Annotated in this window: 10 protein-coding genes; 1 reads left to right on the top strand and 9 read right to left on the bottom strand. The window is 65.2% G+C overall.

Translation table 11 applies throughout. The annotated features are described in order from the left end of the window. Positions 1–26: 26 nt before the first annotated feature. The 4 genes from rpmI to VH88_RS09670 form a co-directional block, all read right to left on the bottom strand. Positions 27–224: a 50S ribosomal protein L35 gene (gene rpmI, locus VH88_RS09655; RefSeq protein ID WP_003166435.1), complete on the bottom strand. Its 198-nt coding sequence runs from the start codon at positions 222–224 to the stop codon at positions 27–29. A 161-nt stretch (positions 225–385) separates the two neighbouring features. Next, positions 386–1690 carry a tetracycline resistance MFS efflux pump gene (locus VH88_RS09660; RefSeq protein WP_045811065.1) on the bottom strand — a complete coding sequence of 435 codons (1305 nt, stop codon included), beginning with the start codon at positions 1688–1690 and terminating at the stop codon, positions 386–388. An 84-nt stretch (positions 1691–1774) separates the two neighbouring features. Continuing rightward, positions 1775–2296 carry a translation initiation factor IF-3 gene (infC, locus tag VH88_RS09665; protein ID WP_026108595.1) on the bottom strand — a complete coding sequence of 174 codons (522 nt, stop codon included), beginning with the start codon at positions 2294–2296 and terminating at the stop codon, positions 1775–1777. A gap of 125 nt (positions 2297–2421) precedes the next feature. After that, complete coding sequence (locus VH88_RS09670; protein WP_045811066.1) at positions 2422–3384, bottom strand: glycosyltransferase family 9 protein; 963 nt, start codon at positions 3382–3384, stop codon at positions 2422–2424. Between the two features lie 71 nt (positions 3385–3455). On the opposite strand from VH88_RS09670, the gene VH88_RS09675 reads away from it, so the two are divergent. Further along, positions 3456–4196, top strand: coding sequence for an alpha/beta fold hydrolase (locus VH88_RS09675; RefSeq protein WP_045811067.1), 741 nt, complete (start codon positions 3456–3458; stop codon positions 4194–4196). Positions 4197–4330: 134 nt separating this feature from the next. On the opposite strand, the gene aguB is transcribed toward VH88_RS09675, so the two are convergent. From aguB to VH88_RS09700, 5 genes are all read right to left on the bottom strand, one after another. Continuing rightward, positions 4331–5194 carry an N-carbamoylputrescine amidase gene (aguB, locus tag VH88_RS09680; protein ID WP_045811068.1) on the bottom strand — a complete coding sequence of 288 codons (864 nt, stop codon included), beginning with the start codon at positions 5192–5194 and terminating at the stop codon, positions 4331–4333. Then, positions 5191–6210, bottom strand: a complete 1020-nt coding sequence (locus VH88_RS09685; RefSeq protein ID WP_082064438.1) for an agmatine deiminase family protein — start codon at positions 6208–6210, stop codon at positions 5191–5193. The genes aguB and VH88_RS09685 overlap by 4 nt, the downstream gene beginning before the upstream one ends. Positions 6211–6343: 133 nt before the next feature. Beyond that, positions 6344–8854 carry a TonB-dependent receptor gene (locus VH88_RS09690; RefSeq protein WP_052689543.1) on the bottom strand — a complete coding sequence of 837 codons (2511 nt, stop codon included), beginning with the start codon at positions 8852–8854 and terminating at the stop codon, positions 6344–6346. A gap of 169 nt (positions 8855–9023) precedes the next feature. Beyond that, positions 9024–10154, bottom strand: a complete 1131-nt coding sequence (locus VH88_RS09695) for a capsular biosynthesis protein (RefSeq protein ID WP_082064441.1) — start codon at positions 10152–10154, stop codon at positions 9024–9026. Between the two features lie 520 nt (positions 10155–10674). Further along, positions 10675–11703, bottom strand: a 1029-nt coding sequence (locus VH88_RS09700; RefSeq protein WP_045811070.1) for an OmpA family protein, incomplete at its 5' end; no start/stop codon positions are given.

Consider the following 11703-nt stretch of genomic DNA (forward strand, 5'->3'; position numbering starts at 1 on the left):
AAGATCGTCTGCGTGCAGTGCGCCGATCAGGCGTACGGCATGTAGGATTTGATCTTCTTGGCGTCGGCGTCGGCCATGACCGAGGTGCCGCGGTTCTGGCGGATGTATTTCGAGTTGTGGCTGATCAAGCGGTGACGCTTGCCCGCAACGCCGGCCTTAACCTTGCCAGTGGCCGTGAATTTGAAGCGCTTCTTGGCGCCCGACTTCGTCTTCAGTTTCGGCATTTCAGTCTCCTTTTTGGAGGGCGACCGTCCCTTGGACTGCTTGAGCCCGTGGGAGGTATCTCTCCAGAGTTTAAGAACCGCCCAGGCATGCCTGTTCGCCTGGCGGTTCGGTACGCGAAGGCGCGGCTTCTACGTGAAGAGCGCCGCCATTGCAAGACGAGTCAGGCCGGGGCTTTGACGCCGCCCTCGCTGCTGCGAATGACGCGTCCAGCGTTGATCGCCATCAGGGCCGCCGGGAGGGTCAGCAGCGCCCCGATCACGAAGGGCCAGTCATGCCCCAGCCCCGAGAACAGCGCGCCCGCGATCATCGGCCCGAAGATGCGCGCCACCGAGCTGGAGGCCATGTTCAGGCCCAGCATGGCCCCCTGCCGATCCGGCGGCGAGGCGCGGCTGATCATGGCCGAGATGTTGGGCATGGCCAGCGACATGCCGCACGCGCCGATCGCCATCACGATCGGGATGATCCAGCCCTGGACGACCGGGATCGTCAGCGGGCCCAGCTCGAGCCGCGTCGCGGGAAACCACGCGACCGGCGCCAGCACCTGCAACACCAGCGAGGTTCCAAACAGCAGCATGCCGGTGGCCAGCACGCGCGATTCGCCGAACCGCCGCGCCAGCCGCCCGGCGAAGAACCCCTGGTTCAGCGTCGAGACGATGCCCACGATCATGAAGCTGAGCCCCACCTCGCGCGCCCCCCAATGATAGCGGCTCTCGGACCACAGGCCGAACACGCTCTCCATCGCCGAAAACCCGGCCATATAGATCAGGGTCACGACCAGCACGCGCGACACCACCGCGTTGTCGCGCGCCGCCTTCAGCCCCGCCAGGAAGGCTGGCCGTGGGGCGGCGGGATCGGCCTTGGCCCGGCTCTCCCGCAGGAAGACGACGACGCCGACCGCCGCGACCGCCGCCAACGCCGCCGCCAGGAAGATCGGCAGCTGATAGCCCAGCCGCCCCAGTTGCGGCTGCGTCAGCAATCCGCCCAGCCATGGCCCGACGATGAAGCCCAGGCCGAACGCGGCGCCGATCAGACCCATCCGCCCGGCCCTCTGCTCGGGCGGGGTCACATCGGCCACATACCCCTGAACCGTCGAGATATTGCCCGCGCCCAGGCCGGTGAACAGCCTGACCGCGATCGCCAGCCAGATGTTGGGCACGAAGGCCAGCATCAGATAGCCCAGCGCATTGGCGATCAGGGTCATCAACAGCACGGGCTTTCGTCCGATCCGGTCCGACAGCCGCCCCCAGAACGGCTCGGCGAAGAACTGCCCCAGCGAATAGGCCGAGAACATCAACGTGATCTGCCATGCCTCGGCCTTCAGGCTCTGGGCGAAGAACGGCAGCAACGGCACCACCAGCCCGAACCCGACCAGGTTGATGAACACCGTCGCAAACAGCACAGCCAGCGCCGGTGTTTTCAGCTTGGGCGGTTGGGTGCGCGCAGCGACCGTATCGGCGTTCGTCATCGCCTACGCTTAGCCGTTTCTCCAGCAAAGAAAAACGCCCCGGTCGCGGGACCAAGGCGTTTGGTTTTCAGCGATGGATTGCGATCAGCGCGGAGCCAGGATCATGATCATCTGGCGGCCTTCCATCTTGGGCGCGAACTCGACCTTGGCGATTTCGTCGAAGTCGGCCTGGACCTTGTTCAGCAACTTCATGCCCAGTTCGGGGTGCGCCATTTCGCGGCCGCGGAAGCGCAGGGTGACCTTGACCTTGTCGCCCTCGTCGAAGAAGCGGTGCATGGCCTTGGCCTTCACCTCGTAGTCGTGGGTGTCGATGTTCGGACGGAGTTTGATCTCCTTCAGCTCGACGACCTTCTGGCGCTTACGCTGCTCGGCCTTCTTCTTCTGCTCCTGGAAACGGTGCTTGCCGTAATCGAGGATCTTGGCCACCGGCGGCTCGGAGGTGGAGACGATCTCGACCAGGTCCATCCCGGCTTCCTCGGCGGCTTCCAGAGCGGCGGAAGTGGGCATGACGCCCTGTTTTTCGCCGTTCTGGTCGATGAGCAGAACGCGAGGCGCGCGGATATCCTGGTTCATACGCGGCCCGTCTTTCACGGGTGGCGCTTGCATGGGACGGCGAATGGGCGTCGTTTCCTTATGTGGTCAGAGAAGGCGTATGTCGTGATGAGCGAATGCACGCGGCGATCGCCACGTTCCCCTCAAGGCCGGCAATATGCTCCGCGAGCCCCGATTTTTCAAGGGTTCGCAGGCGTTTCGCCGATATAGGCGTCATGTAGCGCCAACACTGCGTCGAAGACGTGATCCACCGTGAGATCCTCGATCGGCGCGAACTGGCCGCGGGTCTCGTTGGACGCTGCGGTTCGCGTCTTGGGGCCCCACGGTCCATACAGCCACCACTCCGTCGGACCGAACAGGCCCAGGGTCGGACGGCCCAGCGCGGCCGAGACGTGCATCAGGCCGGAGTCGTTGCCGACGAACAGATCGGCCCGATCAATGGCGGCGGCAGAGGCCATGATGTCGCCCTTGCCGACAAAATCGATTCCACGCGGCCCTGCAGCTTCCAAGGCCGGGGTCGCGGGCGGCCGGTCGCCCGATCCGCCCACCGGCATAAAGCGCCAGCCATCAAAGCGCGGCTCGGCCTTCAGCTTTTCGACCAGCGCGCCCCAGCGATCGGCGGGCCAGCTCTTGCCCGGTTGGTGCGCGATGGGCGCAAGCGCAATGATCCGACCGGGACCGGCGCCGCCCGCCAACTGCGGATCGATCACGGCTGCGGCCTCGGCCCGCCCCTGATCGTCCAGGAAGATTTCGGGATCCAGCGGCGTCGGCGACCCCATCAGGCGCGACACCATCTCGACCTTGCGCAGGCCCGTCTCCCACGAGCGGTTATAGACGATGCGCCGCTTCGCCGGGATCAGATAGCTTAGCGCCGAACCCCGGATGTCGATCACCAGGTCCCAGCGCGTACCGACGACCTGTTTCCACAGATCGACCCAGTGTCCGGCCAGCTTCTTCTTATCCAGCACGATGGTGCGCACGACGCCGGGCGCATTGCGGAAGAAGGGCGCGGGCGGCCGCCCGCAGGCGACGGTGATCTCGCCCCCCGGGACCTGACGCGCGATCTCGCGGATCACGCCCGACGAGATGACGCAGTCGCCGATGCGGTTGGAGGTGACGAACAAGACCTGGGGTGCGGACATGGGTCTGTGTTCCGCCATCGCGCGTCGAGGTCAAGGGTGACGGCGGCGGAAAGTCCGGGCAGAACGGCGCCATGAGCGACATCCAGCACCTGTCCCGCCCCGACGGCGAAACCTTGGCCTTCAGGCGCGTCGAAGGCGACGGACCGACCGTGATCTGGGTCGGCGGTTTCCGCTCGGACATGGAGGGGACCAAGGCCCTGGCCCTGGACGTCGCCGCGCGCGAACGCGGCTGGAACTTCGTCCGCTACGACCATTTCGCCCATGGCGAGTCTTCCGGCGACTGGAGACAGGCCACCATCGGCCGCTGGCGCGAGGACGCCGTCGCCCTGATCGACAGACTGTCCGGCCCGGTCATTCCGGTGGGTTCCTCGATGGGCGGCTGGGTCTCGCTGCTGGCGACCCTGGCGCGGCCGGACCGGATCAAGGGGCTGGTGCTGGTCAATCCGGCCCAGGACTTCACCGAACGGCTGATGTGGCCCGGCCTGGGGGACCAAGAACGCCAGGCCATCCTGCGCGAGGGCGAAACCCTGATCGTCGAGGAGGGTCTGGGCGAATATGTCCTGACGCGGCGCATGTTCGAAGAGGCGCGCGATTGGCTGCTGCTGGACGGCGCGATCGAAATCGCCGCGCCGGTTCATGTCCTGCAAGGGCGCGCCGACGACGTCGTGCCGTGGCGACATCAGGTCGAACTGGTCGAACGTCTGACGGGCGGCGACGTGCGGCTGGACCTGATCGACGGCGGCGATCACCGGCTTTCGACGCCGGCGGACCTCGACCGACTGGTCGCGGCGGTCGAGGCGATGCGTCTCTGAATTTCCGCTCATCCCCGCGAAAGCGGGGACCCAGCGCTTTGGGCGCTCAGGCGCCGCCAGGGATCCGCGCTCGATGGCCAGCACGGTGATGCAAAAGAACTGGGTCCCCGCTTTCGCGGGGATGAGCGGATTGTTTAACGCGCCCCCGTCAGCGCCCCGTACAGGTCTGTGCGGCGATCGCGGAAGAAGCCCCAGGCCGCGCGGTATTTGTCCAGTTCGTCCAGATCGAAGCGGTGCACCAGCACCCCCTCCTCCTCGGCGCCCAGTTGCTCGACCAGTTCGCCCTGCTGATCGGCGATGAAGGAATGGCCGTAAAAGGTCTGGCCGACCTCGGTCACGCGCTCATGACCGATCCGGTTGGCGCCGACGACCGGCACGGCGTTCGACACCGCATGGCCCTGCATGGCCCGCCGCCACGGCTCGGCCGTATGCAGGGTCGCATCGTGCGGCTCGGTGCCGATGGCGGTCGGATACATCAGCACATCGGCGCCCATCAGCATCATCGCCCGCGCCGCTTCCGGGAACCACTGGTCCCAGCAGATGCCGACCCCGACCCTGCCGAAACGCGTCTTCCAGACCTTGAAGCCGGTGTCGCCCGGCCGGAAATAGTATTTTTCCTGATAGCCGGGGCCGTCGGGGATGTGGCTCTTCCTATAGACGCCCAGCGCCTCGCCGTCGGCGTCCAGCATGACCAGCGAGTTGTAATATTGCGGCCCGTCCTTCTCGAAGATGGAGACCGGAATGGCCACGCCCAGTTCCTTAGCCACCGGCGCCATGGCCACAACACACGGATGGTCGCGCCACTCATAAGCCTGGGTGAACCAGTGCTCTTCCTGCGACACGCAGAAATAGGGCCCCTGGAACAGCTCCGACGGCAGGATCACCTGCGCGCCCCGCCCCGCCGCCTCGCGCACGAAGGCGATGGTCTTCTTGATATTCGCCTGCATGTCCTCGCCATACGAGGTCTGGATACCGGCGACGGTGATGTTGCGGATCATGCGGGCTCCTGCTGTGAGATGCAGTGGAACGAGCCGCCGCCGGTCAGGATGGCGTTGGACGGCAGCGGGATGATCTCGCGATCGGGGAAGGCGTCCTTCAAAGCCTGACAGGCCATGTCGGCGGCGCGCGCATCGCCATAGGTGGGCACGATCACCGCGCCGTTGGCGATCAGGAAGTTCATGTGGCTGGCCGGGATCGGGCGTTCGTCCTCGTCCAGCACCAGGCCTGGCGACGGGATGCGCACGACCTTCAGCCGACGGCCCGCCGCATCGGTCACGGCGGCCAGACCGCGCGCCGTCGCGTCATAGACGTCGGCGTTGACGTCGTTCGTCCCCCAGGCGACCGGGCAGGCGACGACGCCCGGCGCGACGAACCGCGCCAGATTATCCACGTGTCCGTCGGTGTGATCGTTCAGCAGACCGTCGCCCAGCCACACCACCACCTTGGCGCCGACCGCCTTTTCCAGCGCCGCCGCCGCGACAGCCTCATCCTGGTTCCAGGCCGGGTTGCGGTTCCGGTTCAGCAGGCACTGGCGCGTGGTCAGAACGGTCCCCTCCCCGTCGTGATCCAGCGACCCGCCCTCCATGACAAAGTCGTTCCAGGTCAGGTCCACGCCCGCATGTCGGCCAATCTGGCCGGCGACCAGGTCGTCGCCCGGCATGTCGTATTTGCCGCCCCAGCCGTTGAACTTGAACGCCGCCGCCGTTTTGGATCCCGCGCCGAAGATCGGCCCGGTGTCGCGCAGCCAGACGTCGCCGAACTCGCCGGCCACGACCTCGACATTCGCCACACCCGCAAAACGCGCCTGGGCGTCGGCCAGGACCTCGGCCTTGCCGACCATCAGCTTGACCTGCTCGCGGCCCGGTCCGGCCAGAGCTCGCACCAGACCCTCGACCTCGTCCTGCGCCTGCTCCAGCGCCTCGAACCAGTATTCCGCATGGCTGGGCCAACCCACCCACATGGCGCGGTGCGGCGCCCATTCGGCGGGGATGGCGGCAGCAGTCGGATCGGTCATGCAGGCGTCCTCAAGAAGGGCCGAACTGGGAGCCGCGCCATATGGCCCCAAGCGCCCCCGACTTCAACGTCAGCCACGAAAAAGGGCGGCCCGCAAACGGACCGCCCTTCGTCGTTCTAGCCTTGGCTAAGCCTTAGAATGCGTAGCGCACGCTGGCCATGACCGTCCGCGGAGCGGCGATGTTGGCGAACGGGCGGCTGTAGCCGGCGCCACCGACCACGGACGAGGTGGTCGAGCCCAGCGAACCGTAATAGCGCTCGTCGAACAGGTTGATGACGTTGAACTGCAGGTAGGTGCCCTGCAGGCCCAGCGGAGCGAAGTCGAAGCGGGCGTCCAGATCCACGACGGTGTAGGCGTCAACCTTCTGGTCGTTGACGTCGGTGACCCAACGCTCGCCGACATATTTGCCCTGGATCGCCGCCGAGAAGACCGGGTTGAAATCGTAGGCGATACGCAGGCCCAGGGTTTCCTTCGGCGTCTCGACAACTTCCTTGCCCTTGGTCAGCGCGACCAGGGTAGAGGAGATGTTGACGTTGTCCTTCAGCTCGCTTTCCAGCAGCGACAGCGAAGCGAAGATGCTCAGCTTGTCAGTCGGCTCCCAGCCCAGCGAGCCATCGAAGCCGTAGGATTCCACGGCGCCGACGTTACGATCGACGTTGAAGCCCAGGTCCTGATCGTACGAAGAGACGATGCGGTTCTGGTAGTCGGTGTGCCACACGGCGGCCGAGGCGATCAGGCTGGAGGTTTGGTAGCGATAACCCAGATCGAAGGTCTTGGTGGTTTCCGGCTGGACGTTCGGATTGCCGATCGAGCCGTCGGCCAGACGCGTCACCGAGTAAAGGCTGTCGGTGCGCGGAGCCGAGATGCCTTCGGCGTAGGAGGCGTAGACCATGTGATCGCCGCCGAAGCGATAGGTGGCGCCCACGTTCGGCAGAACGTCGTCGTACTTCAGCTCGCGCGAATAGGGCGCAATATACTGGGTCGTGCCGGTCGAGGCGAAGGTGACATTGCCGTTGGCCAGGGTGGCGTTCGGCGTCTCGCTGGTGCAACGCACGCTCGACGACGAGTTCTGCGAGTAGCAGTACTGGTTCAGCTCACGCTTGAAGAAGGGCATGCGCACGCCGATGTTGATGCGCAGAGCCTTGTCCAAGAAGTCGCCGCGGTACTCGAAGGCCGCCTGGTTCAGCTCGGCGTACGACAGACGGTCGCGGGCGCGCAGATAGTATCCGTCCAGGTTGACGATGCGGTTGTTCTTGTCGTCCAGACCACCGAACTCATCGGCGAAGCGCGGGTTGGCCGGATCGCTGAAGTCGATGAAGCCGTAAGCGCCCGTCTGGCGGTGACGCCCGTAGTCCAGCGTATAGGCGGCGCGCAGTTGGTGATCGTCGTTGATGTTCCAGATCAGCGAGCTGTTGATGCCGTAACGATAGGTGTTCGTGTTCGACGGCGTCATGACGCGAACGGTGTCCAACGTGTCGCCGTCGCCGTTCAGGTCGATGCCGCCGGTGGTGCGCGTGCCGCGGATCAGAGCGTTGGTTTCCGTCAGGGTCGTTTGCTGACCGCCGCCGTTGGCCTGGGTGTACTGGAACGACGGATCGAAGGTGAAGGTCAGGCCTTCAGCCAGCGTGAACTTGGAGTTCAGACGGACGTTGCCCGTGTCCGACGGGTTGATGCGAAGGCCGTAATAGGCGGCCGCCACAGTGCTGGAGGTGTTGAGGTCGATGTCTGCAACGCCGTTGCGGAAGGTCGGGGCCACATAGTTGGTGCTGTAATCGATATTCCAGCCGAACGGGCTGGTTTCGACTTCCGCAGGCGTCACGACGCCGAGCGCCGACGTCGATTCCAGGCTGGGGCTGTAGTACGAGAAGTTGCGGTTCTCGTTATAGTGAGCCGACAGGGCGACGAAGTCGCCGTTCGAACCAAGCGGCTGATAGATGCGCATATTGTATTGCGTCTTCTTCAGGTCGCCCTGGCCTTTGAACTTGTCATACTCCTGATGCGAGACGGCGAACCAGGCCGAGGTGCCCCAAGGGCCGACTTGGCCCGTATCAACCAGCGCCATGATGCGCTTGTAGTCGAAGTCACCGAGCGAGCCCTGGATCCAGCCGCCGAAGTCCGCAGCCGGACGACGCGACGTGTAGTTGATGGTGCCGCCGGTCGCCGAGGCGGTCGGGCTGTCGACGTCAGTCGTGCCGGTGTTGACCGAGGCGCGTTCGATCAGTTCCGGGTCCAACTGTTGGTTGGTGTAGCTGGCGTAGTTGCCGGTGTCGTTCAGCGGAATACCGTCGAACGTCAGGGAGACGCGGTTGCCGTCGAAACCGCGCAGACGGATGTTGCCGCCCGACGAGCCATAGGGATCGTTGTTGGTGAAGTTCAGGCCCGGCGTCAGGTTCAGCGTCTGGACGATGGTCTGACCGGCGGCTTGGGTCGAGATGAACTCCTGCGTCACGGTCGAGCGCGTCTTGCCGGCCGTTTCAGCTACGATGGTGCCGTCGGTCGTGCGCGGACCGCGCGTCCCGGTCACGACCACTTCCTGCACTTCGGTCGCTTCGGTGCCGGTCGATTGGGCGGAGGCGGTTCCGGCGAAGGCTAGCGAGCCGGCAAGGGCGGTGGTCGCCCAGATCAGGCTTTTGCGAGTAATCATTACATCTATCCCCAGATGGACGGCGCGAATGGCTCTGGCGTCAGGCGTCCATCGCCTGTCGCAATCCAGCCCCCTCTAGGGCGCATGTTGAAACCTTGGGCGACAGTTATGTAACAGCAATATGACAGAGACAGAGGGTGGTCTGGGCGCCACACCTTACGGGGGTCAGCTAGGCTAACGCCCGCTCAAAAACGTCCGCGATGCCATTGGCCGTCGGCACGATGGCGTGCGGCTCATGATAATTGCCGTTCACCTGGCTTTGGGCGATCACATGCGCACGGAATCGTGTGAACAGGTCGCTATCCGGCGCCTCCGGCGCGCGCCAGAAATCATCCAGCGGCTTCTGATCGGTCAGACCCTCGAAGTCGAAGAAGGCGTCTCCCAGCACCTTGACCGGCGTATGGAAACCCAGCGCCGACAAGGCGGCGCTGGAGTTGTTGACCACCATGCCTTGCGAGGCGCGGCACAGGGCCGCAAGGTTGCCGCCATCGATGAAGTCGACACGGCCGGCGACGCCATGCTGCTCAGCAAGACGCCGCATAATGGCGCGCAGATTGACCAGGCCGGGATCAAGCGGATGGTTCTTCACGACCAAACGCGTCTTCGGCGGCGCCTTGGCAGCGAAACTGGCGATCACCGCCGTGAGGAAGGCGCGGTTGTCGCAATAGCGCGAATAGCGCAGCAGCTGCGCGTCGCCCTCGCGCTGCAGACACGCGATGAAGAAGTCGCCCCTGGCCTTTATGACGTCGGCGTCACAGTTCTCAGCCCGTCTGAACGCCAGGCTCAAATAGCGCCGGATGTGACCGAGGCACTGGTCGAGCGGCGAGAACACGTAAGGCGCCGTGTAGTTCGGGAACAGGGCTTTTCCCGCCACCTGCACCGTGTGGTAGGCGCTGATATTGGCGACGTGATGCGGCAGGATTTTTCCGACCGTAAAGGGTTCAGGCAGCAGTGGCGCAGGCTCGGGATAGCCGCCCTTGAACCGCGGCAGGGCGCTCGAGCCGTTGACGCCGTTTCGCTCGACCGTGATCCAGTCGGGACGGAAATAGCCGTTCTCCAAAACCCAGACGCGCGCTTGCAAACGGTCAGACGCCGCCAGGACCGCTCGGTTGTACTCTCCGGCCTCGCCAAACAGGATTATGTCGGTGAACGCCGAGGCGAACTCGATCAACCCTTCTGTCCATGCCTTCGCCGTGTCCTTGAACACAATGCCCCCGGACCGACGCCAGTTCATCGCGTCGCCGGCGTTGAAGATCATGCGGTTCACATGAGCGCCCCGCGCCTCAAGAACCGACGCCATCACCGGACCGAATCGCCCAAACGGCGCCGAAACGATCAGGAAGCGACGACCGGACAAGGCGGTCGGACCGACCTTTCTCTTGGCCGGGAAGGTGGAAATCGTCGCCGAGTGCGAAGGCCGCGACGCCTGCAACCTCGGGCGGACCTCGGGACGCACCGCATCGCCGCGAAGCCGATATCTGCGCCGCCGTCTTGCCGACAGAAGTCTGGAGGATGATCGCAAGTCCACCATCACGCCTATCCTCTACCCGCCACCGAGGCGTGCATTGCTGCGCTCCGGCTGCGACCGAGATGTCTGTGATTACGGATCATCGCCATGCTTGTGTCCCGCAGTTTGGACGCGATCAATTGAAATCGCTCAAGTCCCGGGGATTTTGAAACGCAGGACGGTTGGCGTTGCTTTATGGCACCAAAACCGCCGCCGCCCAAAGGGCGACGGCGGCATGATGTTGTCAAATCGACGAACTTCATGACCTCGGGAGCGCCGGGCCGGATGAACCGCACCGGCGCACCCTCGGACCTTAGAAGTTGATGTCGATGGTCGCGCGGCGGTTGAGCGGTTCGCGCACACCGTCGGCGGTCGGCTTGGCCAGGTTGGTTTCGCCCTTGCCGTCCAGGGCGATCACGCCGCCGTTGACGCCTTGAGCAACCAGGGCGTCCGCGACGGTGCGCGAACGACGGTTGGACAGACCCAGGTTATAGGCGGCCGAACCCGAGGTGTCGGTGTAGCCGACGATCAGGACGCGCGTCGGACGACCCGACTTGGCGTAGTTGGCGGCCTGCGTCACCACCGAACGGGCTTCCGCGGTCAGGTCCGAGCGATCCCAGTCGAAGTAGACCACGAACTGGCGAGCGACCGGGGTCTGAGCGACCGGCGGAGGCGGCGGCGGGGGCGGAGGAGGCGGCGGGGGCGGGGGCGGCGGAGGCGGCGGCGGCGGCGGGACGTCTTCCGCACCGAAGCTGTAGCGCAGACCCAGGGTCACGGTGTGCGACTGGTCGTAGTCGCCGTCCCACTCGCCGAACTGCGTGGCGCCCACGCCCGTGCCGGCCGTCGTCGAGGCGAAGTTGGCGTCGCCCGTCAGGTAGCGGTAGGTCAGGTCGATGTTGGCGCGGTCGCCGATGGCCCAGGCCAGACCCGCGATCGCCTGAGCGGCGAACTTGGTCGAGCTGTCGTCAGCGGTGAAGGTGGCGCCGCGGTTGGCGCGCAGAGCGCCGATGGTGTCGGTCGAAACGCGGTTCACACCGGCGCCGAGGCCCACGAACGGACGAACGCCCCAGTATTCGAAGCCGAAGTCATAGATGACGTTGGCCATCAGGGTGGCGGATTCGATGTCGCCTTCGGGCGAGAAGCAGCCGCCCGTCGCCGGGGTCAGGTTGCACAGGCCTTGCGTGCCCGAGACAGCGCGCACGGTGCCGATGTCGCCCGAGCGGTAGCCGCCTTCCAGTTCAACGCGCCAGTTCGGGTTGAAGCGGTAGCCGAGGCGAGCGAACGCCGCCCAGCCGTCGTTCACTTCCCAGTTCCAGTTGGCGCCGGTCGTGGACGATTCAGC

Source organism: Brevundimonas sp. KM4 (genome assembly GCF_000964075.1).
Classification (GTDB): domain Bacteria; phylum Pseudomonadota; class Alphaproteobacteria; order Caulobacterales; family Caulobacteraceae; genus Brevundimonas; species Brevundimonas huaxiensis.